The organism is Winogradskyella vidalii, from assembly GCF_013403955.1.
GTDB classification, from domain to species: Bacteria; Bacteroidota; Bacteroidia; order Flavobacteriales; family Flavobacteriaceae; genus Winogradskyella; species Winogradskyella vidalii.
This window is the reverse complement of record NZ_JABFDG010000001.1, coordinates 574,997-600,456: the sequence shown is the minus strand read 5'-3', so window position 1 is coordinate 600,456 and position 25,460 is coordinate 574,997. Positions and strand designations below refer to the sequence as shown.

General features: G+C 32.4%; 24 protein-coding genes. 3 read left to right on the top strand and 21 right to left on the bottom strand.

The annotated features are described in order from the left end of the window. Positions 1-117 precede the first annotated feature (117 nt). The 3 genes from HM982_RS02330 (at position 118) to rpe (ending at position 2,406) form a co-directional block, all read left to right on the top strand. Complete coding sequence (locus HM982_RS02330) at positions 118-492, top strand: hypothetical protein (RefSeq protein ID WP_179351509.1); 375 nt, start codon at positions 118-120, stop codon at positions 490-492. A gap of 94 nt (positions 493-586) precedes the next feature. Beyond that, the gene (locus HM982_RS02325; RefSeq protein WP_040247666.1) at positions 587-1,450 is read left to right on the top strand and encodes a sigma-70 family RNA polymerase sigma factor; all 864 of its coding nucleotides are present in this window, start codon (positions 587-589) and stop codon (positions 1,448-1,450) included. Between the two features lie 293 nt (positions 1,451-1,743). Then, positions 1,744-2,406 (top strand): ribulose-phosphate 3-epimerase, encoded by a 663-nt coding sequence (gene rpe / locus HM982_RS02320; protein WP_179351508.1) that lies wholly within the window; start codon positions 1,744-1,746, stop codon positions 2,404-2,406. Positions 2,407-2,973: 567 nt separating this feature from the next. On the opposite strand, the gene HM982_RS02315 is transcribed toward rpe, so the two are convergent. The 21 genes from HM982_RS02315 to HM982_RS02215 form a co-directional block, all read right to left on the bottom strand. Then, positions 2,974-3,393, bottom strand: a complete 420-nt coding sequence (locus HM982_RS02315; protein WP_179351507.1) for a CBS domain-containing protein — start codon at positions 3,391-3,393, stop codon at positions 2,974-2,976. A gap of 331 nt (positions 3,394-3,724) precedes the next feature. After that, positions 3,725-6,064, bottom strand: coding sequence for a GumC family protein (locus HM982_RS02310; protein WP_179351506.1), 2,340 nt, complete (start codon positions 6,062-6,064; stop codon positions 3,725-3,727). Position 6,065: 1 nt separating this feature from the next. Next, positions 6,066-6,827 (bottom strand): polysaccharide biosynthesis/export family protein, encoded by a 762-nt coding sequence (locus HM982_RS02305; RefSeq protein ID WP_179351505.1) that lies wholly within the window; start codon positions 6,825-6,827, stop codon positions 6,066-6,068. An 87-nt stretch (positions 6,828-6,914) separates the two neighbouring features. Continuing rightward, the gene (locus HM982_RS02300; protein WP_179351504.1) at positions 6,915-8,015 is read right to left on the bottom strand and encodes a glycosyltransferase family 4 protein; all 1,101 of its coding nucleotides are present in this window, start codon (positions 8,013-8,015) and stop codon (positions 6,915-6,917) included. Between the two features lie 90 nt (positions 8,016-8,105). Beyond that, positions 8,106-8,855: a glycosyltransferase family 2 protein gene (locus HM982_RS02295; protein WP_179351503.1), complete on the bottom strand. Its 750-nt coding sequence runs from the start codon at positions 8,853-8,855 to the stop codon at positions 8,106-8,108. Further along, positions 8,856-9,407, bottom strand: coding sequence for a WcaF family extracellular polysaccharide biosynthesis acetyltransferase (locus HM982_RS02290; RefSeq protein WP_179351502.1), 552 nt, complete (start codon positions 9,405-9,407; stop codon positions 8,856-8,858). Between the two features lie 4 nt (positions 9,408-9,411). After that, complete coding sequence (locus HM982_RS02285; RefSeq protein ID WP_179351501.1) at positions 9,412-10,356, bottom strand: UDP-glucuronic acid decarboxylase family protein; 945 nt, start codon at positions 10,354-10,356, stop codon at positions 9,412-9,414. Positions 10,357-10,360: 4 nt separating this feature from the next. Beyond that, the gene (locus HM982_RS02280) at positions 10,361-11,512 is read right to left on the bottom strand and encodes a glycosyltransferase (protein ID WP_179351500.1); all 1,152 of its coding nucleotides are present in this window, start codon (positions 11,510-11,512) and stop codon (positions 10,361-10,363) included. Position 11,513: 1 nt separating this feature from the next. Further along, on the bottom strand, positions 11,514-12,536 hold the full coding sequence (locus HM982_RS02275) for an acyltransferase family protein (protein ID WP_179351499.1): 1,023 nt from the start codon (positions 12,534-12,536) through the stop codon (positions 11,514-11,516). Between the two features lie 142 nt (positions 12,537-12,678). Then, a complete protein-coding gene (locus HM982_RS02270) occupies positions 12,679-13,716 on the bottom strand; it encodes a glycosyltransferase (RefSeq protein ID WP_179351498.1) in 1,038 nt (345 codons plus the stop codon). Then, positions 13,713-15,017, bottom strand: a complete 1,305-nt coding sequence (locus HM982_RS18640) for an O-antigen ligase family protein (protein ID WP_179351497.1) — start codon at positions 15,015-15,017, stop codon at positions 13,713-13,715. The genes HM982_RS02270 and HM982_RS18640 overlap by 4 nt, the downstream gene beginning before the upstream one ends. Beyond that, positions 15,017-16,162 (bottom strand): glycosyltransferase family 4 protein, encoded by a 1,146-nt coding sequence (locus tag HM982_RS02260; RefSeq protein ID WP_179351496.1) that lies wholly within the window; start codon positions 16,160-16,162, stop codon positions 15,017-15,019. Before HM982_RS02260 ends, HM982_RS18640 begins: the two co-directional genes overlap by 1 nt. A 7-nt stretch (positions 16,163-16,169) precedes the next feature. Beyond that, a complete protein-coding gene (locus HM982_RS02255; protein WP_179351495.1) occupies positions 16,170-17,090 on the bottom strand; it encodes a glycosyltransferase in 921 nt (306 codons plus the stop codon). Positions 17,091-17,101: 11 nt separating this feature from the next. Further along, complete coding sequence (locus tag HM982_RS02250) at positions 17,102-18,100, bottom strand: glycosyltransferase family 2 protein (protein WP_179351494.1); 999 nt, start codon at positions 18,098-18,100, stop codon at positions 17,102-17,104. Between the two features lie 193 nt (positions 18,101-18,293). Then, the gene (locus HM982_RS02245) at positions 18,294-19,475 is read right to left on the bottom strand and encodes a glycosyltransferase (protein ID WP_179351493.1); all 1,182 of its coding nucleotides are present in this window, start codon (positions 19,473-19,475) and stop codon (positions 18,294-18,296) included. After that, a complete protein-coding gene (locus HM982_RS02240; RefSeq protein WP_179351492.1) occupies positions 19,475-20,152 on the bottom strand; it encodes a hypothetical protein in 678 nt (225 codons plus the stop codon). Before HM982_RS02240 ends, HM982_RS02245 begins: the two co-directional genes overlap by 1 nt. A 12-nt stretch (positions 20,153-20,164) precedes the next feature. Then, positions 20,165-21,169, bottom strand: a complete 1,005-nt coding sequence (locus HM982_RS02235; RefSeq protein WP_179351491.1) for a sulfotransferase family protein — start codon at positions 21,167-21,169, stop codon at positions 20,165-20,167. Continuing rightward, positions 21,162-22,634: an MOP flippase family protein gene (locus HM982_RS02230; protein ID WP_179351490.1), complete on the bottom strand. Its 1,473-nt coding sequence runs from the start codon at positions 22,632-22,634 to the stop codon at positions 21,162-21,164. The genes HM982_RS02235 and HM982_RS02230 overlap by 8 nt, the downstream gene beginning before the upstream one ends. A gap of 232 nt (positions 22,635-22,866) precedes the next feature. Further along, positions 22,867-23,976: a non-hydrolyzing UDP-N-acetylglucosamine 2-epimerase gene (wecB, locus tag HM982_RS02225; protein WP_179351489.1), complete on the bottom strand. Its 1,110-nt coding sequence runs from the start codon at positions 23,974-23,976 to the stop codon at positions 22,867-22,869. A 12-nt stretch (positions 23,977-23,988) separates the two neighbouring features. Further along, a complete protein-coding gene (locus tag HM982_RS02220; RefSeq protein WP_179351488.1) occupies positions 23,989-24,957 on the bottom strand; it encodes a GDP-L-fucose synthase family protein in 969 nt (322 codons plus the stop codon). A 65-nt stretch (positions 24,958-25,022) separates the two neighbouring features. Next, complete coding sequence (locus HM982_RS02215; RefSeq protein ID WP_179351487.1) at positions 25,023-25,373, bottom strand: four helix bundle protein; 351 nt, start codon at positions 25,371-25,373, stop codon at positions 25,023-25,025. Between the last annotated feature and the right edge of the window lie 87 nt (positions 25,374-25,460).

The following is a 25,460-nucleotide window of genomic DNA, read 5'->3' as shown; positions in this document are numbered from 1 at the left end:
ATGCCCCACTAATATATAGTGTTAAAATCACATTAAATTATTACTAATAGACTCTATTTAATTAGTTTACATTAATAAAATTTGGATTTTACAATAAAAATCGCTATAATATTGGTTATGATAACACAAGACAAAGAGAAATACGTAGTAGAGCTAAATCTGTCCATTTCGTATCTCGAAAATTTAGGATATTCAAATATCAAGGCAGATATTGAAGGATACGATTCTCCAAAATCGTATCATAAGAAAGGGAGTGATATTGATGTTACCCCCGACATTGTAGCGGAGAAGGAAGGCCGAAAACATATTTTTGATTTAAGTTTGAAGTCACAAAAACCTAGATTACTAAAATCTAAATGGCTTTTTTTAAACACTTTAAGCCAAATAAAATCCTATCGTTTTCGGTTAATTACCACACGTGGTCATTACAAATTTACTAATGAAACCATTGACGCAATTAATCTAGATACCGTTAAACTACTGAAAATTTAAAAATTTTATTATTATTGTGTAACATTTTGTGGCTTTTGTACGTATAATAAAAGCAACACGTTGTTGTAATTAATTGCACAAATCTTAAAATTAAATGAGACAACTTAAAATTACCAAGCAGGTAACCAACAGGGAAACTGCGTCGTTAGACAAATATTTACAAGAAATTGGTAAGGTAGATCTTATTACCGCTGACGAGGAGGTAGAATTAGCTCAACGTATTAAAGCTGGTGACCAAGTCGCTTTAGAGAAGTTAACAAAAGCTAATTTACGTTTTGTTGTTTCTGTAGCTAAGCAATACCAAAATCAGGGTTTAACATTACCAGATTTAATTAATGAAGGTAATTTAGGTTTAATTAAAGCTGCACAACGTTTTGATGAAACACGTGGTTTTAAATTTATTTCCTATGCCGTATGGTGGATTAGACAGTCTATCTTACAAGCCTTAGCAGAACAATCTCGTATTGTACGTTTACCGTTAAATAAGATTGGCTCAATTAATAAAATCAACAAGACTTTTGCATTTTTAGAGCAAAGCCATGAGCGTCCACCTTCTGCGGAAGAAATCGCGAAAGAATTAGACATGACGATTAACGATGTTAAGGAGTCTATGAAAAATTCGGGGCGTCACGTTAGTATGGATGCTCCTCTAGTTGAAGGTGAAGATTCTAACTTATACGATGTATTACGAAGTGGAGAATCTCCAAATCCAGATAAAGATTTATTACATGAATCTTTACGTACGGAGATTGAACGTGCGCTAGAAACCTTAACACCTCGTGAAGCAGATGTTATTCGTTTGTATTTTGGATTAGGAAACCAACATCCAATGACACTTGAAGAAATTGGTGAGACTTTCGATTTAACTCGTGAACGTGTAAGACAAATTAAAGAAAAAGCCATTAGACGTTTAAAACACACGTCTAGAAGTAAAATATTAAAAACTTATTTGGGTTAATTTTGACTACGCTCAGCTTATCTATTTAAAATGTAAGTACTGAGTCGTCTTATCGACTAACCAAATTAAGGTAACAACAGTTACAAACATAACTGTTCGTTTTTTGATTGATGAAAGAACCCACGGCTGATTACCGTGGGTTCACTTTTTTTAATCCATTATAGTCATACTAAAGTAAGGTTATCTAGTAAAACTCTGCATTGTGATTAAAGAGTAAAAAACCTTTACATGACTTTGACTAAAAAATTTCTTAATTTAATTACCTTTACAAAAAATAAAACACAACCCTATCAATGGCTTCTAAATTAATTGCCCCTTCAATGCTTGCTGCCGATTTTGGCAATCTTCAACGCGACACAGAACTAGTTAACAATAGTGATGCGGACTGGTTTCATATAGATGTTATGGACGGACACTTTGTACCTAATATATCTTATGGTATGCCAGTAATAGCAGCAATTAAAAAACATGCTACTAAGCCATTAGATGTTCATTTAATGATTGAACAGCCAGAACGGTATATTGAAGAATTTGCAAAGGTTGGCGCTGATATCATTACTGTGCATTATGAGTCTACTGTGCATTTACATAGAACCTTAAGACAAATTAAAGATGCAGGCTGTAAAGCTGGTATTGTTCTTAATATCACTACACCACTCACCGTTTTAGAAGACATTCTTCCTGAATGCTATATGATTTTATTAATGTCCATTAACCCTGGCTTTGGAGGTCAAAAGTTTGAGGATATCACCTATAAGCGTGTCAAAAATCTTCGCAAAATGATTGATGAGCAAGGCTTAGAGACACGTATTGAAATAGATGGTGGTGTTACTGATAAAAACATTAAAAAATTAGTTGAAGCTGGCGCAGATACTTTTGTTGCTGGAAGTCACGTGTTTAAAAGTGACGACCCAACAGCGACTATCAAAACTTTGAAGGATTTGGCTAATAACTAAGGGGGCTAGTGTCTAGTGTCTAGTGTCTAGTGTCTAGTGTCTAGTGTCTAGTGTCTAGTGTCTAGTGTCTAGTGTCTAGTGAAAGCTATGCAGTGGTTTTATATTACCACTTACAAATTACTTAAAACTTAATTTCTTTTTAATCTAAAAGGTTTTTTCCCACTATAAAAGCGGTTGAAAAGAGAGAGTTTTCACACCATAGCTATCGTACTTTAAGCACTTGAGTATATTTGTATCACGCTGCGACTGTTAAGGTCAGGTGTTGTTATTAGCGTTTGACACCTTAGGCATCAGCAGTTAGCATTGTCTTAACTTTAACGCCTACAGCTTTCATACTTTATTCATACACTATCCATACACCATCAATACATAATCTATACACTGCCACAATCCATATGCTATTTTGAATAGGGGGTCTAATTAACGCTAATAGCCATTCTCTACTCTATAGGTATTATGTAAGGTTATCATATTATTGACATAGATAGCATTAAAAAATCACTTTACAAAAGGTTTTAGACTGCTCACAAACTGACTCTTTTCTTAACTTTTTAAAGCATCTTAGTTTTACAATTGCTTCAACAAATAGTTGATTAAATCGGTAGTGGTTACAATGCCCACCAAACGGCCATTATCTACTACAGGTAAGGCATGAAATTCATTTTTAGCTAAGATTTCAGCAACCTCTTTTATGGTACTATTTGAAGTGATAGTTACTACATTTTTAACCATCACTTGATCAATAGTAAACATATTATAAACCAAAGATTCAATTTCCGTTTCGGTTTCATCTACAGCATCTGCAAAGCTAATTCGCAACAAATCCGTATAACTCAACATCCCGATAACAACCCCTTCATTGACTACAGGAATATGTCTTATTTTATGTCTTTTAAATAATAATTCTGCTCGTTCTAAATCATCAGCCCTATTAAGTGCTATGATATTAGTTGACATTACTGTTGATATTGATACCCCTTTTTCCATGACACCTAATTTTATAATTCGTAACTAAAAATACCGTAATTAACTTATAAAAAGCATGACAATTATCACGTTACGAAAAATAGAAAGTTAGAAGTTAGAAGTTAGAAGTTAGAAGTTAGAAGTTAGAAAACTAATATTATTAACTGAGAAGCAAATCAGATTAAAACAAAAATTTATTAGCTCCTTTTAAGTGTGTTTAAAAAGGTGATTTTATCGTTTATATCTAAACTGTGTGGTTATTTTCTAACTGCTAATTAGTTGTTATTGTTATTTATTAACGTTAGAAAAACTAATAGTTTTACTAACGAATCACTAACTATTATTCTGTTAATTAGCCTTTATCGTCTCCATAGCCATAGTTGTATCCGTAGTTATAACCATATCCATAGGATTTCTTAGTATCGACATCATTAAGTACATAGGCTACATTATTGAGCTTACCTGACTCAAATAAATCCTTAGAATAATTTAATAGTTTCTTTTCTGTATAGTTAGCACGTGCCAAATAAATAGTAACATCGGCTAACTGAGAAATAAGCATGGTATCGGTGACTAAAATAGTTGGCGCTGTATCTACAATAATGTAATCGTATTTAAGTTTTGCTTCTTCAATTAACTTTTTAAAACGCCCATTGGTTAATAAATGTGCTGGATTAGGCGGTATACTTCCTGATAAAATAGTATCGTGATTAGGGTGTTTTTCAAAGCCTTTTATTATGGCATCTTCCCAGTTAAAGTTAGCATCATGTAAATAAGTTGTTAAACCTGGTGCATTTTTATCAGCATTAATATGGGTGTGAATCTGTGGATTTCTTAAATCGGCACCAATTAATAATACCTTTTTATTAATACTAGAAAGCGCTAAAGATAAGTTGAGACTCACATAGGTTTTACCTTCGCCTTTAATGGTGGATGTACTATAGATAATTTTTGCGGCATCCCCTTCTTTTACTGGGATGATATAATTTACATTAGAACTTAGAATTCGGAATGCTTCGGCTTGTACGGATCGATCATCTGGATCATTAAAAATATGTTTCCCTGATTTAATTCTAGGAATTTCGCCTACAATAGGCGTCTTAGGATTTACAAGTGTTAAATCTTCTCTTCCTTTGATTTTAGTGTCTAAAAGAAATAAAAGGTATAGTATACCAAAAGGTATAATTAAACCGCCTAACATAGCTACTAAATACGTACTTTTAGTATTAGGAAAAATTGGACTTCCTTGAGAGATTGCAAACTCTACGACTTTTATAGATGGCTCTGTAATCGCTAAATTTATAGCTGCTTCTTCTCTTTTTTGAAGCAAGAACAAATATAAACTTTGTTTAATTTCCCGCTGTCTTGTAATATCGGTGATCACTTTCTCTTTGGCTGGTAAGCTATACACTTTTGATGCAAATTTTTGGTTCTTACGTACTAATTGAGCTTTGGACGCTTCCAACTGCTTTGTGTATGATTCAATAGACGCAAATATATTAGCTTTTAGATCCTCTAATTGTGCATTTAGCAGGACTACATTAGGATTATTTTCACCGGCACTAGTAATTAAATTATCACGTTGTAATACCAAAGTATTAAAATTATCTACTAAACCATTGATACTGGTACTAGAGAGCCCGATATTGGCAGGTAATAAATCTGAAGTTGTATTGGTTTCTCGTAATGTTTCATTTAGCAAATCCGAAAGCATAGTCTGCTTTTCTAATTCAAATAATTCCTGTTCGGAGAGGGTTCGTTGAGTGATCCCTAGTTCTGCATCTGTCTCAATAGTAATGATATCATTTTTTTGCTTGTAATCTTTTATTCCCGATTCAATAGAATCTAATTCATTAGCTAACAAGTCAAAACGTTCATCAATAAAATCGATAGTACGGCTCGATATGTCTTGGCGGTCATTAATACCATCTTGATTAAAAACTTCGATTAAGGTATTAAGTATACGTTCATTTTTTAATTTACTTTGGCTGGTATAATTCAACTCTAACAAATCACTCGTCTGTCCTAAAATATTAACTTCAACAGCACTTTTTAGTCCTCTAGCTATAGCTGTTAAAGGGGTTAATTGTACGATATAAACCTTATCTACATTTTTATTCATGTCTATATGTTCAGACTTACTTAACTCAAATGGCAGGTTGTGGTTTATTTTAGTCGTGTCAAAATTAGGAACTACTAGAACTTCATTTGAATTTGAAGGCGTGATTTCAAAAGCCTTCGGCTTAACCACTATTCTATACGATGAATTGCTATAAATACTATCATTACTAACCGTTTTAAGCAGGTTAAAGGGGAGTTCCCCTATTTCAGTTGTCACTACATTGCCTTCTTCATAAAATCGTGTCGTTAAATCGAGTTTATCCACCACATCCTCCATAATGCGATAGGATTTAATAATCTCTATCTCATTTTCAAGGTTGATATTAGACCGGTTAAACACAAATGCCGCAGAAGGTAGTTCTAAACCTTTTGTTTTATTTAAAATTTTAATCTTAGCATTAGACTTATAGACTTTAGGGGTATATCTTAAATAAATAAAAGCACCAATCATTGCCAAAATTAAACCTAATGCAAACCAATACCAATAACTTAAGTACTTACGAATCTCCACTTTTATAGCTTCGCCTTGGTCACTTGGTTTTTGGTAAAAGCTGTCTTGTAATTGACTCATATTATTTCGTAATTAAAACCACTGTCGTTAATATAATAGAAAACACGGATAAAAAGGTCCCAACATTACCTACAAAACCAGCACTTTTTACTTTAGGCCCATTTTGGTTCACCACAATCATGTCATTAGGTTTTAGATAATAAAAATCACCTTCTAACCAGTCGGACGCCGTTAAATCGATATGAGTGATTTTACGAATACCGTTATCATCTCTCATGATTAGTACATCTTCACGTTTACCGTTTATGGTTAAATCACCCGCATAACCTAGGGCTTGTAACAGTGTAATATTTTGTTCTGTAAAATTAAACGTCCCGGGTTGATTTACTTCTCCTAAAACTGTAATCTTAGCATTAACAAGACGCACATCAACAGACGGGTTCTTTAAATGCCCTTCGGACTCTAATTTATTTTTAAGAAACATTGCAAATTCTTGAGTGGTCATTTCTGCTACCGACAACAGTCCTAGCACAGGGAAGTTAATGGTTAAGTTTTCGGAAACTAAATACCCGTCTAATTGCATGACATCTATGTTAGCATTTCCTGTGTTGCTCGACACTTTATTATAAGGAATCGTTGATTCAGGAATTAAAGCATTCACATTAATACGTAATACATCATTGGGTAAAATAGGCGCGTTAGCATAAGTAATCTCTTTGTTATCATACTGCTCCGCATCTTGCATATATAAAATATCTTTTTTGGAAGCACAAGAACAGACCACAATTAATAAGCAAACAAACAATAGATTTCGGAACATCATAATTTTTTATAAAAAGCCAAATATAAGTGCTATTAAAGAATACACAAAGTAATGGCGTTACTACCAGCCTATACGAAACGGCAAAATTTAATTTTTATTTAATTTTTTTATCCAATTATAAATAAAATATAAAGAGTATAATATCGTCCCCGCAACCAATAATATAATCATTTGTAAATTAATATCTAGATGTCTGATTAAAAATGTGATGACCACTAGTACACTATTTATAATAACAATAATTGCTGTGGTTTGCCAGTGTGAAAACCCTAAACTTAAAAAGCGATGGTGCAAGTGATTTTTATCTGCAGCGAATGGACTTGTTTTTAAAATAAATAATCGAATAAAGAAAATACGTAAGGTATCTAATAAGGGGAAGAATAAAAATGCTAGTACCAAAACAGGTGACGAATTATGATAGATGGCATTTGGTGTTAATTCAGAATTATTGATAAAGCGTATGGCAAACACCGCAATTAAAAACCCTAAAATCATAGAACCCGTATCGCCCATAAACATCTTTTTACTCCTCGAAAAATTCAAATATAAAAATGGTAACAATGCCCCTATAACTGCAGCAGCTAAGACCACCATTGAAATATCTTGATATCTAAAAAACACAAAGGCAAAAGCCACTATCGCCATTAAGGCTAAGCTTCCTGCCAGACCATCAATACCATCGATTAAATTAAAAGCATTTATGATGAGTACATATACAAAAAGTGTAAAAATTACAGATAACCAATAGGGCATTAAGGTAATTCCTAAAATATCTGAAAAGCCTATAATTCGTGTATCTGTAAATACTATGAGTAATAATACCGCTAGTAGTTGGCCTGTGAACTTTTTACGCGGTGATAAAATAAGGATATCATCTTTTAAACCTAAAAAAAACAAAAAGGTAATACCACCTAAAATCAACAATAAAATCTTGGTATCTAATACCGCTCCTATTAAAGTAATAGTCACTACAATACTGAGAAACATTCCTATTCCGCCGAGATTAGGTACACTCACCGAGTGGCTACTTCTACCACCTGGTGTATCCATTAAATTTTTAGATTTTGCGACATTAATAATCGCAGGATAACTGAGGCTTGACACTAAAAATGAGATACATACAGCCAAAATAAAAAGCCAAACGACATAGTCTTGCGGATTAAAATTTTCTAGTAATTCTTTTACCATTATTGATAGTTCTACTTAATTGAAGGCAAATATCTGTTAAATAATTCAAACTCTTGCATTTTAATTCACATGAAATACAAGCATTTATAACTAGGCTTTAAACTGTTTGAGTTTACTTACATTTTTTTGCAAAATCGTTAACCAATTCCCTGTTTTATTATTTTTTATGGCACGGTAATCTTCTTTAGACTTTTGAAGTATGTTTTTTAAACTTTTATTACTTGCACCACCCACACGCATTTTAACAATAGTTTTTGGCAAATAGTAAAAGTTTAAATCTTTCTGTTTAAAAATTCGTAAAATAAAATCGTAATCGGCAGCAATTTTAAAACTTAAATCAAACCCTCCATAGGTATTATACACCTCTTTTTTTAAATATAAAGTAGGGTGAGCAGGCATCCAACCTTGTTTAAGCAACTTAGAACTGAAAGGGTTACTCACCCAATTACGGATGATTTTATCGGTGTTTTCTAAAGCTACATAATGCAAATCTCCATATACACCATCAGCATTTTGGGTCTTGAACGCTTCAACAACAGCTGCTATTATAGTATGATCAGCTAAGAAATCATCTGAGTGTACAAACCCAACAATAGCACCTGTTGCTTTTGCCACCCCTTTATTTAAAGCATCATAAATCCCTTTATCGGGTTCTGAGCTTAACGTAATATTCTGATGTTTTTTAGCCGCAGCATTCAACAAATCTAAAGTCTCCGTATTAGAACCTCCATCGACAATGATATACTCTATATCCTCATAAGTTTGATTCAGCACAGAATCCATACAAGCCTCAATAGTTTTTGAGCTATTGTAAACGGCTGTTATTATAGACACTTTCATTTAAGACATTTTAAATATTCTTTCTTTAACTTTTACTGCAGGATTCCCGCTATAGATACCATAAGCTTCTAAACTTGATGTTGCTACAGACCCCATACTTAAGACGGCATGGCTTTGAAGTGTAACCCCTGGAGCCACACTCGACTTTGCCCCCACCCAACTGCCTTCTTTAAGACAGATTGGCGCCACCATTAAATCGAAACTTGGTTTTTTATAATTGTGATTGCCGCATAATAATAAAGCACCTTGCGAAATACAAACGTTATCCTCTAAGCTCACCTTATCTAAATTATCGATCCACACCGATTCTCCAATCCAGCAATTATTTCCTATCGTTAGAAACCAAGGATACTTAATATTTACGCCAGGTTTTATAACCACTCCTGCTCCTATTTTAGCACCAAACAATCGTAATAAATGGATTTTTAAGCTAGACGAAGGGTTTAATGGATTTATAAAAAATAAAATATTAACAACGTACCAGCATAAAAGTTTAATACGACTACCAGGCTGGTACCAATTATTATTATACGTTGCTAAATCCGTTTTCAATGGCTTATTTTTCTTTAAGTAAATTATCGAAATAGCCAATGGTTTTCACCAAACCTTCTTCTAAATGAATTTTAGGTTCCCATCCCTTTAATTCCTTTTTAGCTAAGTCAATGACAGGCTTACGTTGTAAAGGATCATCTTGAGGCAATGGCATATGAATTATTTTAGATGTAGAATTGGTTAATTCTATCACCTTACTCGCTAACTCCATCATGGTAAATTCTACAGGGTTACCAATATTTACAGGCCCTGTAAAACCATCACGACTCCCCATCATACGAATAGTACCTTCCACTAAATCATCAACATACTGAAACGAACGGGTTTGACTTCCATCGCCGAACATGGTAATATCTTCGCCTTTTAAGGCTTGTACAATAAAATTAGAAACGACACGCCCATCATTAGGGTTCATATTAGGACCGTAGGTATTAAAAATTCTAATGATTTTAACATCCACTTCATTCTGTAAATGGTAGTCCATAAACAAGGTTTCTGCACAACGTTTCCCTTCATCATAACATGAGCGCAAACCAATAGGGTTTACATTTCCCCAATACGATTCTGGTTGTGGATGTACTGCAGGATCTCCATAAACCTCACTTGTAGAGGCTTGTAAAATTTTTGCTTTTACGCGTTTTGCTAATCCTAACATATTTATAGCGCCCATAACCGATGTTTTAATCGTTTTTATAGGATTATATTGGTAATGAACAGGAGATGCCGGACAAGCCATATTATAGATTTCATCGACTTCAATCATAAACGGTTGTGTAACATCATGACGTACCAATTCAAAATAATGATGATCCATTAAATGCTCTATATTCTTTTTACTACCTGTAAAATAGTTATCTAAGCAAATAATTTCATTTCCTTCATTTAATAAGCGTTCACATAAGTGTGATCCTACAAAACCAGCACCACCGGTGATTAAAATTCTTTTCATTTTACTAATTATTTATTGTGTTCAAAAATAAGGCTTTATTTTGTTCTATGAGCTTTGGATTTTCAGTAAATGCTTTCGCAAATTTAACGGTCGCTTCTGACCACGATTGAAATTCATTAGTATCCATTGCTGCAAATTTCTCAATGGCTTTAATAAATTCGTCCTTTTTTGATAGTGGAATATCAAATCCTAAATATTGATTTAAAAGTGAACGCCATGGTGTTTGATCGGATATAATTACAGGGCAAGCGCTCTGCCAAGCCTCCATAATCACATGTCCGAAATTCTCATGTTGCGTCGGTAATAATAATACGTGTTTCGTATTCAAAATTTCATCTAATTTAAAATGAGGAATAGCACCTACATAGCTCACCTTAATATGCTTTGGTAATTGTGCTATTTTAGATTGACAATTAGCCCAGTAATCGGGTTCATCTATAGGGCCTATAATCGTAAAATTAACATGGTACTTCTTATCTACCTCAGCTAAATAACTGAGGGCTGTCAACAAATTCTTTTTAACTGCAATACGTGATAAAAAGAATAAATTGACCGAATTTATAGCTTTAGGCTTTGAAAATGTTTTTTCTTTTGTTTTTGCAGACAAATTGGGTGCTAACAATACCTTAACTTGCTTACCAAAATGTTTATGTACCTCAAGAGCCTCACTCTCAGCTGTGGCATGCCAAATTACTTTTTTATGAAAATTAAACATATTAAACACCTTTAAAAACAATTTTTTCTTTAGAGGTTTTATCGCTAAAGCCCCTTGTCCTAACATCCCTCTAGGTGCTAATACTTTCCGTATGGGCATATTTCTAAAGACTAAAAGCGGCAATAAGGTGAAGTTTTTAGAGAATAGTGAGTTAAAATACACCACTTCAAAATTTTCGGCTAAGAATATTTTCTTATAAAAACTACGATTTTGATGTTCTGGATTGAGATAAATAATTTTATAGTCTGCTTTAGTCATCCAGATATTTAACGACGTCTCTGGTAAATCTAAAGATTCATACAAATCGGCATTAGAAGTAGCGATGTGGTAATCAAAATCATTTTTAGTATGATTTACTAAATTAGCAATAGATTGTATTGGCCCACCAGCTTTATAAGCCGGCAAAAACCAATCGATACAAATTAATACTTTCTTTTTCATATTAGTTATCTAATTGCTTTTTTAACTTCTCATTGTAATTAATTAATGATGCTTTTTTTTGCGAAGGCTTTTCAACTAATAAATACATGAAATAAGCCATTATAACACTGAAAATAAACCCTAGAAGAATTACTATAAATTTTTGATAAGGCTCTTTAAAATGATGAGAAAGAATATTGATTAGAGCCGAACCTGTAAGTCCATGAATTAAATAAAGAGAATAAGAAATTGTTCCTAAAAAAAGAAATTGTTTTTGTTTAAAATTAGGGAAATATTTTATTATTAATAGTGTAAAAAACACTACTAATAAAATTTCAAACCCCAATAGGTAATAAATAACAGCCATTGAAATAATTGACATTATTACATATTCAACCTTAGGTATTTTGTTTGCTTTTCTCAAAATAAACAAAATACCAATTAAAAAAAGACTTGCATAATGTGTGAAAAAATTTACTTTATCTATAAAAAAACCAGGTAACAATAATATTACATAGAATAATATTCGATAAAAATATTTTTTATGCACCATCAAAGGAAAAATAACAATTAACAATAAATAATATTGAAATTCAATTGCTAATGTCCAAAAAGCACCATTCAACCATTCTTCATTTTCAAAAAAAGGAATCAAATACCCAATATGCAATAAGATATTTTGTAAACTAGGTATCATATTAACACTTACTGTATTTGGTATAAATGAACGTAAATACATATATACAATAGCTAACACAACTGCGAATATATAGGGGGGTTCAATTCTAATAATTCTTTTTAACAAAAAACTCTTCCATGATGATGTTTTATAATTACCATTTATCATAGCCAAAGGCAATACTATTCCTGAAATTACAAAAAACATAGGCACACCTAATCCTCCAAAATGAAAGATACTTAAAATAAATTCATCATCCACGTACCCCGTAGTTTTACAAACAAAATGATATAAACATACCATTAACGCAGCCAAACCTCTTAGCAATGTTATCACTGGTATGAAAGCTATTTTTTTATCAGTCATATTTATAAAATTTCATATAATTCAATTAATAATTAGATTGTATAGAATCTATTATTTTAAAAGCAAAAAGAAACCAAACAATGTATTAATACTTTTCTTTTAAGTATTTATTCTTTTAAACACTTGTTGCATAGCAACAAATTTATTTATTCAAAGAGACTGAATTAATAAGAGCAGTCCAACGGGTTAAATTAATAGTCGATGCTAAACTTTTACTATTTTCAGCCATTTTAAAGTAGTCCTCTTTATTTTGTGTCATCATCTTTTTTATGATTTTGGAAAGTGCTTCCTTATCATTAGCTTCATATTTATAACCGTTAAACCCATCAATTAACAATTCTGTGGCAGCACCACATTGTTGCGTCGCTATAATTGGTAACCCTGCTAAAGCAGCTTCATGTACGACTACGCCCCAAGCTTCATAATAACTGGGTAGTATAAACGTCCCTGCATTGGTTAACAAATTCGGAATTTCTTCTGGGTCTACAAAAGGCGTATGTTGTACATTAGGATGGTTAGGAATTAAATGTTCTAAAGGACCACTGCCTACCACATGTAATTTGAAATCAAAGGTTTTAGACTTTAATAAGGCATCTACCACTTCAAACAACACCTGAACCCCTTTATGCGCTACAATACGTCCCACAAAAACTAATTGAGCCTGGTGTTCTGTTTGCTTTACGCTGTTAAAAATAGCTTCATCGGCGCAATATAAACCTGTTAAAATTTGCTGGGGTTGAAAACCTAATTTACGGGCATAATAATACTGTGGTTTACCTGCCACCCATATATGTGTAAAATACTGACGCACTAAAAACTGACTAAAAATACTAGCTATATGTTGTTTCAGCGTTCCTAGCCATTGATTATCCATCCCTGTAATTACCGGAATACCTTTAGCTTTATACGTTTTAGCAATTTTTAAATAGTTTTTATTCACCCAACCTGCACAATAAATTAAGTTAGGTTGAAAAGTATTTATTTCAGCTTGCATCGTCGTAAATGTTGCCTCAGTATAATCGCAAAGTGTAATACCTGGTTCACTTTTAAGTTGAAATGGTGCATCTGGGCTTGGCGCTGTACGGTACACCAAATACGTATTGTTGTTTAGCGCCACATCTTTTCGCATACAAGCTATCCAATAGCCTGTTAAACGGGTATAGAGTACTAATATATTCATAAAACTTCCGTATTAGGTTTAGGGGTATAGATTTGTAAGCCCCAGCATAAAAGCACTAAGGGCATAAAGGCATTCATGGACGCTGCCATCCAAGATTCAGAAATCGCAGAAAACAAACACAATATTAAAAACGCTAAACGTATCACTTTCATCTGGCTATGCACAAACATTTTATACCAAAAAAAGGCAAAGGCTAACATACCAATAATCCCAACATTGAGCAACAAACTTAAATAGGAATTCCAAATCCCTCCCCAATGGCGTGCTCTATTTTCTCCAATAAAACGTTCGCCATAATAGTTAATAAAATAATTATCATACAACATCCCTTTACCTAACCAAGGTTGTTTTTTTATTTCTTCCACGGCGACAACCCAAACTTCGGTTCTCCCACTAGCATCCTCTAAGGATTCTACTCTTAAATACGAAGACAGACCCAAAGATTCAACTACAGACTGTGGACTTAAAGTGGCACTTACACCGTACACATAAGTCACCAACAAAAGTACCACCGCCAACAAAAATTTATATTTTAAAAGTCGAATAATTAATTCAAAAGCTAACAAACTAAATAAGGCTGAGCGTGACCCTGTTAAAATAATTAATCCAATCAATAGAATTTTAAAGCCTCTAAAAAAAAGCGGACTAAAGGACGATTGATTTAATCGCTTTATGACATATATAATAGCATAAGAAAATAAAGAAATCATTGCCAAGCCATTAGGATTTGCCATTAACCCCATAAAACGCCCTTTAATATAGGTTTCGCCTAAAAAGGGAACAAAAAAGACCACTACTGTTAAGAAAAAATACACGGACAAAACGGTTATAATTAGATTATAAAAACGCTGTGCATTATGTTCTACTAATAACTGTACCAATTTAAAAACAACTAAGGCTACTAAAAAATAGCTAACACCACGCAATACAGCTTCGACTCCCATAGGAGATAAAGCGAAAGTTATCAATGTAGCTACAATACTAAACGGTAAAATATATTTAGCTTCATTTGCTTTAAGCAGTTGAAACTTAATAAGAATGACAAGCCCTATACCTAAAATTACAAAACGTAAATTGGGAGCAAAACTTAAAAGCCCTTTAAAGTTATCGCCTAAAAAAAAAGTAAAGATAAATAATGTAAATAGGGTTTCTACTTTTAAAACCTTATTACCAAGAAATAATAATGGAAGGATAAGTACTGCTGCGCCGATAAAGCCCCCACCTATACCTCCTAAAATGACAATAAAAAGCCAAAGCAAGGTAAATTTATAAGTTTTTATACTGGCTATTAATTGAAGCACTAGTTGTTTTTAATTTTAATGATAGCTGAAAGGGTATTATTCACCACATGTTCCCAGGTGAAATTTAATTTTACACGATTTAAAGATTCTCGCTTTTTATGATTCAAGGTAGCTATATCCATTTGAAGTGCTCCATTGATAGCCTTTTCTAAACCTGATACAATATCTCCTTTAATTAACCAACCATTTTGATTATTTACCATCGTATTAACTGCGCCCACATCTGTAGCTATAATGGCACAACCAGAAGCCATCGCCTCTAAAATAACGGTTGGCATACCTTCAGAATAACTAGGACAGACTAAAATATCCGCATTTAAAAACTCTTGTTTTATAAGATCGGTCTCCTTAACTAGTCCTCTATAGGTCACTCTTGGATGACTAATTTGCTGATGCTCTGGTATTGGCCCAATAAAAGTAACCTTATAATTAACTTTATCAATTGTTCGTTTTATAACATCTGTAAATTCTTCAATACCTTTTCTACGTTCATATCTACCCACAAATAATAGATGTAACGCTTTATTTTCTGATTGTAAAATTTCACTTTCCTCTATAAGCCAAGATTTATCTATTGCATTTGGCAGTTCTATAACCGAATTTTTAGAAGCACCATGCGTATATAAAATTGACGTAAGCTTCCCCCCTAAAGATATATTATATCTCGATTTTTTTATGATTTCTTTAGCTGGAATTTTCAATAAAAATTGCTCTAATTTATTTTTTAAATTTATTGAGGTTTGAAACATCTCTAAACCATGTAAATTAGAAACCAAATTTGATTGAAACGCCTCTTTTCTAAGAAAATACCATGATGTAAAACCCTGAGCATAAATTACATCATAGTTGTTTTTTGAAACCGCTTTATAAAAGGCTTTAGAGAATAAATAAGAGGCGTAAATATAATGCCCTGGTATTTTTTTTGTCAGCGGAAATTCTATTTCAATAAAATTTAAATACGCTAATTCATCAGCACTAAAAAACTCTTTTAGTATAGCTTTGTTGCTAATAGCACAAGTATAAATATCTACCGTTATTTTATGTCTAGCATAATGTTTCGCCAAATAATAGGAGTGCTTTTGAATACCTCCTATTTGAAATGGAAAAATACCAGACGTTAATAATGCTATTTTAGTTACCCCCATAACTTTGCTATAGAATTCTAAGGTTTAGAATACCTTTTTCATTCCCCCAAATTCGAAAATACATATCCTCTTTATTTGGAACTTCTCCCCCTTGACCTTTAATTAATTCTAAAACAAGATTCAAATATTTTAATCTATAAGGTTCTATCAACTGTAATGTGTTTTCTCTAATCTCATTGGGGTCGATATTTCTTTGAATAATTTCCTGAACACCTTTAGCAACTTCAGTAGCTCGATCTGAAGTAATAATACTATTATTATCTCTAAAGAAAAAATCACGACCACCTGTAGATTGTGTTGAAACAATAGGAATCCCACAAAAAAGATATTCCATCGTGGCCCACATCGCACCCTCTTTTTTTGATAAGGCTAGACCACATCTACTTTCATTAATTTTTTTACATATCTCCTCACTACCTATTCTAAACTTATTAAAATCAGCATGTCTAAGCTTTGGTTCATAAGAGTGTAAGTCCCACTCGCCTTTCTCATTTCTAATATCTGGCCAAAAATAAGTCAATACAAAGAGATTACTTATTCTTGAAGCTAATTCAAGACGTTTATACTTTTTAGCTGCTGCTGTATATATTGCATCATATTTTTTAGGAACAGAGTTATCAATCTTAAAAAAATGTTCACAGCAATGAATATTTTGATTTATTAAATAAGATTTAAATTGAAAAAATCTAGCAAAACGAAATTCACTTTTAGAATTATGTAAAAGAATTAAAGTTATGTTTCTTTTTTTCAAAGAAATTTTCTCACTATAATATAATTTTAAACTAGTCCAACTAAACTCCCACATTGGGTGAACTAACAGATAAGCTTCTTTATCCGTATTATTAATTAAAGTTTCCCAATTTTTTGATCCAGTACTCGCCCAAATTAACGGATACTCAGAAATTTGATAAATTGCATTTATTTTCATTCTAGTGATTATTAAAAAAATAGTTTCATTAAAAAATTATAACCTTTTATTTTCCAAAAGCCTAACTTGTAAAAAAAAGTATATGCTCGTATATATATAATGTCAACAGTATTGAATCTACTATGGTTCTTCATAAAATCAATAATTTTGGTATTTAAATCTATATGAAATTCCTTCAATTTATTCTCTACTAAGCATCTATAATTAACCATGGTCATAAAAGAAAACAACGTTTTCTTTATGGCACACTGATTTTTTTTGCTTTTTAGTAATATTGAAATTCGTTCCATATACATAAAAACACCTAATTTCTGCCTATCTAACTGCTGCACTACATTTTGATTGGTTCTCTTATCATCAATCCTATAAAACGCATCACTTTTAACTTCTGGGAATGTTTTTAGTTTTACACTAGGATGTAGTAAGGCTCTTGTATGTAATTCTACATCTTGTAACCTAGGGTAATCAATATCAAAACCTTTTAAATTTTTAATAAAATCTATGTGCCATATCACCGACATGGTGTGCCATGGTAAATCATGTTTTAAAAATCGAATTAAAAAGTTAGTTCCTTTAGGACTCCAAACAGATTTACTATCTCCAATACTTTTGTAAAATGTACCGATAGGGAATACCCAAAGGTTACTCGTATTATTTTCTTGAATTTTCAATAACCGATGTTCTAGGCAGGTTACTTCTAACAAATCGTCAGCATCTAAAAACAACACAAACTTTCCTTTAGCTTTTTTTAGCCCTAAGTTTCTACAGACAGAACCTCCTTTAGGTAATTTTCCCCTTTGATATAAGTGTATTCTCTGATCTATATTACAGTAATCCTCAATGATTTGAATAGAATTATCTGTTGAACCATCATCTACAATAACTAATTCCCAATGAGGATAACTTTGATTAAGAACAGAGGTTATAGTTTCTGAAATAAAATCAGCCTTATTAAAACTTGGAATAATTATGGAGAAATCCATCATATCTTTTTTATTAAAATTTTTCACATTATTTATTTTTTTTTATAACAATAATGTACGGCTACCATCTCTTATAATATCAAGATTTAAATTGCTAAATATAAGTATTTACGTTCAACATAAAGACATTAACAAGTTCTCAATTAATATTAAAATCCTTTCAAATACGAATGAATATACACTGAAAGGAAAGTTTTCATATAATTCCAACGAAATTATTCTAAATTGTAGCATTCATCTCATATTTTGTCAATAACTCTTGGTAGATTTGATCTTCTCCAAAACGTTTTCTACATGAATTAATTATCTCCATTTGATCATAACTATTGTAATTATCAATTACTGTTTTTATCGCCTTAGCAAACGCTATAGGAGTATTATCCTTAAATAGTATGCCGTCATTTTTCCTCACAATATCTCTCGGGCCCCCTGAATCTAAGACAACACATGGACGTCCACAAGCCAAACCTTCAATAATATTAACACCAAAAGTTTCAAAAATACTGGAAGAAACTACAATATGTGATTTTTTAATTTCATCTACTATATTATGTCTATCAAGCAAACCTAAAAATTGTATGTTATCCACCAACTCCTCCTCTTTAACAAAATCTTTTAACACCCCCATATATGGCCCACTACCAATGACTGTTAAAACTATTGACACTCCTTCGTTTTTCAAAAGCTTAATTGCCTTAAAAAGAGTTAGATGATTTTTACGCTCAATCAAATAAGCGATAACTATTAACTTAATCGGTTTTGATTTCTGTATAGTTTGAGGCGTTGCAAAAAAAAGTGAACTCACTATATTATGAATAACACTCATTTTATGCTTATCAACCTCATAGTGTTCGAGTAATTCATTTTTATAAAACGAGCTAACCACAAAGGTTTTTTTACTTTGATTTATTGTTTTAGCTAGAAGATCCTTATAAGTATTTGAAGTCAATCTTTTTTTATCGAGTATCCATCCTGTAGCATGTTTTGTAAAATATAGAGGAATACTTTCCTTTTTTGAAATATAACTTCCAACTACCCCCCCCCATAGCATCGAATGTGCATGAATAACGTCTGGTTTACCATATCGCTCTACATAAATTTTATACTTCTTGTAAGCCACAGCACAACACTGAAAAACATCTATCTTTGTGGGTGCCACTACTTTAGGAATAAAAGATTGAGAGAATGCATATACCGTTGGAATACCTTCATCTAAATAACTATCAGGGGTTTTAATTTTTTCTAACCTTATAGCATCCTTAAAACGTAAATTATGCTTCGGAAATAGAATACCAACCTGGTGTCCACGTTTTAGAAACATGCGTGCTTGTTCTTCAAAAAAAGTACCTACAATAGGATTATTAGGTGTTTTGTACCACGAAGGGATTATTAGGATGTGCATTATATATAATTTAAAGAATTATTCAAAATACCTTTAAGTTTTAGTTCTTTTATTAGGGAATGCCCACCTTTTGGGTACAAATGAAAAGTCATTGATAAATCTTTAATATTTTTATAATGCTTCATATCCGACACACTATCCATTGCATAATAGACTTCAATATCCACAACTTCTAAAGAGTTGTTTTTAAAAAAAGATGCTAAATCCAAAAAATAATTAGGGTTTGTATTACCTTTTAACATATAATTTGATTCATTCTTCCATCGTTTTTCTCTATTAACAAAACGTTTCCACTTCCCAAGGAATGTTTGAGGCGCAAATGCAAGCACCTTATCAGCTTCAAGTAAAACTCCAAAAACAATAGCAGCATAACCACCTGCTGAATTTCCAACAAAAACTACTTTTTTATTTAAATAATCTAATGATGTTAAAATTTTTTTTAATAAAATCACGGTAGTATTTATATCGTCAGAACCTTCAATACCTTTATGATACCAAGATTGTTGATTATCTTTGACAAACACCTTCGTATAAGGCTTGTCCTTCATTATATTAAAGAATTCAAAAATGGGCATTCCAATATTATTTTGGATACCACCAAAAGCTACAATAATAACTTCACTATTGCTATGCCTTTCAATTATAATCGACTCATTTGTTTCTAACGAATTACTCATCTTAATTAAAACTTAATAATTTATATATTTTAATGCCTTCAAATTTTCATTTAAAATAGGAGTAATCAATTTTATATCATCTTCTTCCATTTTATTCCACTTACCAATAGATGAGGTAAAAACAGACTTCTGCACATTATCATGATGAGAAAATTTTGTCGTATCCCCCATGGATGCATATTGCTTTTGATGAGAAGTAAGCATTTCTTCAGAAAATTCAACTTGTAAAAAAACACATAGTTTCTGAACCATAAGTTTAGGTTGAAGCACTAAGTTCTCATAACTACACTTAACTATTTTTGAGGTTGAACCCAATTTTCTCTCAAATTTCAAAACGTGTGATACACTTCTATTCCATCTATAAGCCGCTTTAACATATGAATTATAAAGACCAGATTTAACATATGATAATGCCACATCCCTTCCGTCTCTATGCATATGTATAAATTTTGCTTGTGGAAAAAGTTCTGTTATCCACCACACACTATAAGCGTTTAGTGGTGTTTTATCTCCAATAATGATATTGTTATTATTTGCATGCTTCTTAACATAATATTCATGAAATGCTAGTATTAAATTTGATGCTGTTTGTGAGTCTTTATCATAAAGATGTAAGTCTTGGAGTAATTCCGATTTGTTAATTTTCCAAACATCTATATCAGGTGTACTAAAAAATAAATCAACGACTAACATGCACAATTGTTCCCATGACAAATGTCTATTTTTTAAGGTCGTAACTATGATTTGTCGGAACGAATATAGTTCAGGAGGAATAACAATATTGTTATTAGAATTTAAAATGGCACGTAATAACGTATTTCCTGATCTTCCAGAGCCAACTATAAAAAATATTATAGGAATATTAGTTTGATCTTTTGATCTAATTGGAATTACTTTACTATTACCAAAATTTACTATTTTAAACAAAATCACTTTTAAACGATACAAATAGAATAGAGTCTTTACACCTAACGGTGATATTGAAAAATTATATTTTATTTTCGATATTTTATTCATTATTATTTTTTTTATCACCTTTTAAACCTTTAAACTTTCCCATAACAAATTTAATACTCTCTTTGTTAAATAAATAGTATACTATTAAACCTAAACTTAAACTTATGGTATAAATACAAATATTATTAAATACATCTGCCTTATTGCTATAGTTAGCATACAGTATAAAGGCCAATAAACAAGAACACATTAGTGGGATAAAACTCTCCATTGCAAGAATAATATAATCCTTAATAGTAAATCCCAGTATCGGTTTTAACACATATACCAAATTCATAGCCTGAAGCACAAATAATTCAATAAAAATTAAGGCATACAAAGCGTAGATAATATTAAACTGTAACGTTATTGAAAGCGCAATTAATACAATAACTGAAAACCAAAGGTTAAAATAAAAGGATTGTTTAGCCTTACCTCTTGCCAATAATAAAGGCCCAAAAGTGGCTCGTAATATACGGACAGAAAAGAGAATAGCCGTTAAGCTTAAATAAGGTACGCTTGACATCCATTTTTCGCCATAAAAATAAAATATAACAGCATCTGGAAACACAATAAGCAATAACATTACAGGGATAATAGCTAAATACACTACTTTATTAATAGTCAATGCCATTGTTTTTAGCTGATCATCGTTTTGTATAGTACTATAGACCGGAAATGCCATTTTATTAAATACACTCCTAATTAACTGAACTGGTTTCATTACTAGAATCTTGGCTAAATTATAAAATCCTAATGTTTCTGTACTTAGAAAAGCACCTATTAATAAGTTATCGCCTTGTTGTCTAAAATAAGTAATAATTCGTTCTGACATTTGATACCCTCCAAAATTAAGATAGGCTTTTACCTCATTTAAATTAAAGTACCAATTAGGTTTGTGGAATTTTACACCTCTTAAAATAAACATACTACCACGAGAAAAATTCTCTACCATATACCCAAACACCAACGAATACACGCCAAAACCCTGAAAAGCAAGTATTATTGTGACTACAAAACCTACAAATGGTGTTATTATATTTATTTTAGCTAGGTTTTTAAACATTAATTTTTTTGTTAACAACGCTTTGTATTGAATAGCGAACCCATTAAACAAAAAAGTAAAAGAGATAATCTTCAGAATCATATTTAACTTCTCGTCGCTAAATATATATATCGCTATAGGTTGACTAAAGACCAGAAGAATCAAACACGTCGAAGCCCCTAATATAACATTGAGCCAATATAATGTAGACAGCTCTCTATCTGTATTTTTAGCCTTATAAATGATAGCACTACTAATCCCAAAATCCACAAATAACTGACTAAATCCAGTAACGATAAGCACCAAAGCCATGAGACCAAAATCAGTTGCCGTTAATAGTTTGGTTAAAACAAATACTCTGATAATCTGAATTACGGCACTAAACGCAGAGTCAAATGTGGTCCATTTAGCACCAGAAATTAAGGATTTGGTTACAAGCATTATATGTATTTGTTTTTATTATTAAAAAAACTGTAGGTCATTTTTAAAATTAATATTTCAGGTCTATATTAAAAGTCAATACTAAGCTTCATTTAACTTTAACTAAGGTCTAATTCTTTCTATAAAAGCAATTTATACAGAATTTGCAACTTTACATTTTTATTCTACTAAAAGCAAATTTAAAGCCTATTCTTATTAGAAGCATAATATGGCGAATCTGGTTGAAATTCTATTAGTTATTGCTGTTCTGTATGCCTTCTATCACTTCTAAAATACGCTCTGTAGCTTTCCCATCCCAATATTCTGGAATTTTTCCTTTTTTATAGTTTCCAGTTGCAATAGCGTCCACCTGTTCCATAATTTTTAGAATATCAAAATCTAATAAGGTATTTGAACCTTCTGTAATAGTACTAGGCCGCTCTGTATTGGGGCGCAGTGTTAAACAAGGCTTTAGCTTAAAGGTGGTTTCCTCTTGTATGCCGCCACTATCCGTTAATACCATTTTGCAGTTATGAATAAGGTTTTGAAAGCTAAAATAATCTAATGGTCCTGTAATAGTTAACTGCTTTAAGTTCTCAAAGTCAGCTTGCAAACCAAACTTTTCTATATGATTTAATGTTCTTGGGTGCATTGGAAATACCATCTGATGATCTTTAGTCAACTTACTAAGCAACCTTAATAATTGCTCTAAACCTGCTTTATGATCTACGGTGGCTGGCCGATGAATCGTCATTAAAATAAATGCCTTAGGTGTAAGTTGATAGTCTTCTAAAACCGTCTGGGCTTTAATATCTGCTTCAAAAGCCACCAAAGTATCAATCATGGTATTGCCCACAAAATGAATCTGTTCCTTTGGTTTGCCTTCTTTAATTAAGTTATCGATACCACTTTGTTCGGTTACAAAATAATGGTCAGTTATTTCATCTACTAGGAGGCGGTTAATTTCTTCTGGCATGGAACGATCAAGACTTCGTAAGCCACTTTCTAAATGCCCTAGAGGAATATTCATTTTATTAGCCGTAATTGCCGCTGCAAGCGTAGAATTAACATCGCCAGGCACCAATAGCATATGGGGTTTAAATTGATTGATAACGTCTTCTAAACGAATCATTATTTCTCCAATTTGTTTGTTTGCCGTGCTTCTTGGAATGTTTAACGCAAAATCGGGATAGATGTCTAATTGTCTAAAAAAGTCATCGGCCATGGCTTTATCAAAATGCTGCCCCGTATGCACAATTTTAATTTCAAATTTACCACTGAATTTTTGTGCCGCTACTTTTTTAAATTGTGTAACCTTTATATAGTTTGGTCTTGTACCAACCACAAGTAGCAATCGTTTCATATTCAAATCTCTTTAATTCGTTCTAGCCGTATTGCTATTTTCTAAATACCACTGATAAGCTAGTTTAATACCGTCTTCTAAAGCTACTTTAGGCGCCCAGTTTAAGCTTCGCAATTTAGAACTGTCCATTAATTTACGTGGTGTGCCATCGGGTTTTGTACGGTCCCAAATGATGTCGCCTTTATGACCTACACTATTTTGAATGGTTTCGGCTAAAGCTTTAATAGTGACATCGGTTCCGGTGCCTACATTATATAAGTGTTCTGGCAACACATTTTCGACTGCAAATATAGTGGCTTCGGCTAAATCTTCAACGTATAAAAACTCACGCATTGGTGTGCCACTTCCCCATAAGGTGACTGTGGCATGATTATTTTCTTTGGCTTCATGAAATTTCCGAATCATCGCTGGCATCACGTGCGAACTTTCTAAATCGAAATTATCGTGAGGACCATATAAATTAGTAGGCATAAGGCTTACAAAATCTTTACCAAATTGTTTCCTGATGGCTTCACAAGCTTTAACACCGGCAATTTTTGCAATAGCATACCATTCGTTAGTTGGCTCTAAACTATCGGTTAATAAATACGCTTCTTTAAGTGGCTGTGGTGCAAACTTAGGATAAATGCAAGAACTGCCTAAAAAAATAAATTTACTAACGTTTAACTTGTGCGCGGCATCAATAAGGTTATTCTGAATCTGTAAATTCTCCATTAAAAATGGATAAGGATAACTGTTATTAGCAAGTATTCCGCCTACCTTAGCCGCAGCATCGATGATAACGTCTGGTTGCTCTTTAGCTATGAAATAGTTAACCGCTTGCTGGTTTCTTAAGTCGAGTTCCTTGCTGGTTTTTCCTATTAAATTGGTATAACCTTTAGCAGTTAGTGCTCTCCAAATTGCGGAGCCTACCATTCCACGATGACCAGCGATGTAGATTCGTGATTGGTGATTGGTGATTCGTGATTCGGGATACGTCATTTGTTGTTCGTTGTTCGTGATTCGTGATTTGTGTTGCGTTACTTGTGGTTCGTTGTTGTTTTGGCCTATTTTGTTTTTATGTAGCGTATGAGTCCATAAATTAACTTTGTTAATCGTTCTATAGCGTGTGTCATCTTCTGGGTATCATCTATATAATTTAACCGTTTTGCGATAAGCACTTGTGTTTCCACCTCTGCTAATGACCCTAAAGCTATATATAAAAACTGAATAAATTCTTTATCCCCTTTTCTCCCCGCACCTTCTGCTATATTACTCGGAATGGAAACCGCTGCTCTTCTTACTTGAGACGTCAAACCATAAACTTCATTAGATGGAAACGATTGAGAACATTTGTAAATGTCTTCGACCAAATCCATTGCTTTTTTCCAAGCGTCTAAATCTTTGTGGGTTTTCACTGTTCGTTGTTTGTTGTTTGTGATTCGTTATTCGTTATTCGTTACTCGTTGTTCGCTATTTGTGATTCGTTATTCGGGGTTCGTAAT

Coding starts and splice junctions, on each gene's coding strand:
- HM982_RS02330 (WP_179351509.1), top strand. CDS start 118: ATGATAACACAAGACAAAGAGAAATACGTAGTAGAGCTAAATCTGTCC.
- HM982_RS02325 (WP_040247666.1), top strand. CDS start 587: ATGAGACAACTTAAAATTACCAAGCAGGTAACCAACAGGGAAACTGCG.
- rpe (WP_179351508.1), top strand. CDS start 1,744: ATGGCTTCTAAATTAATTGCCCCTTCAATGCTTGCTGCCGATTTTGGC.
- HM982_RS02315 (WP_179351507.1), bottom strand. CDS start 3,393: ATGGAAAAAGGGGTATCAATATCAACAGTAATGTCAACTAATATCATA.
- HM982_RS02310 (WP_179351506.1), bottom strand. CDS start 6,064: ATGAGTCAATTACAAGACAGCTTTTACCAAAAACCAAGTGACCAAGGC.
- HM982_RS02305 (WP_179351505.1), bottom strand. CDS start 6,827: ATGATGTTCCGAAATCTATTGTTTGTTTGCTTATTAATTGTGGTCTGT.
- HM982_RS02300 (WP_179351504.1), bottom strand. CDS start 8,015: ATGGTAAAAGAATTACTAGAAAATTTTAATCCGCAAGACTATGTCGTT.
- HM982_RS02295 (WP_179351503.1), bottom strand. CDS start 8,855: ATGAAAGTGTCTATAATAACAGCCGTTTACAATAGCTCAAAAACTATT.
- HM982_RS02285 (WP_179351501.1), bottom strand. CDS start 10,356: ATGAAAAGAATTTTAATCACCGGTGGTGCTGGTTTTGTAGGATCACAC.
- HM982_RS02280 (WP_179351500.1), bottom strand. CDS start 11,512: ATGAAAAAGAAAGTATTAATTTGTATCGATTGGTTTTTGCCGGCTTAT.
- HM982_RS02275 (WP_179351499.1), bottom strand. CDS start 12,536: ATGACTGATAAAAAAATAGCTTTCATACCAGTGATAACATTGCTAAGA.
- HM982_RS02270 (WP_179351498.1), bottom strand. CDS start 13,716: ATGAATATATTAGTACTCTATACCCGTTTAACAGGCTATTGGATAGCT.
- HM982_RS02260 (WP_179351496.1), bottom strand. CDS start 16,162: ATGGGGGTAACTAAAATAGCATTATTAACGTCTGGTATTTTTCCATTT.
- HM982_RS02255 (WP_179351495.1), bottom strand. CDS start 17,090: ATGAAAATAAATGCAATTTATCAAATTTCTGAGTATCCGTTAATTTGG.
- HM982_RS02245 (WP_179351493.1), bottom strand. CDS start 19,475: ATGCACATCCTAATAATCCCTTCGTGGTACAAAACACCTAATAATCCT.
- HM982_RS02240 (WP_179351492.1), bottom strand. CDS start 20,152: ATGAGTAATTCGTTAGAAACAAATGAGTCGATTATAATTGAAAGGCAT.
- HM982_RS02235 (WP_179351491.1), bottom strand. CDS start 21,169: ATGAATAAAATATCGAAAATAAAATATAATTTTTCAATATCACCGTTA.
- HM982_RS02230 (WP_179351490.1), bottom strand. CDS start 22,634: ATGCTTGTAACCAAATCCTTAATTTCTGGTGCTAAATGGACCACATTT.
- wecB (WP_179351489.1), bottom strand. CDS start 23,976: ATGAAACGATTGCTACTTGTGGTTGGTACAAGACCAAACTATATAAAG.
- HM982_RS02220 (WP_179351488.1), bottom strand. CDS start 24,957: ATGACGTATCCCGAATCACGAATCACCAATCACCAATCACGAATCTAC.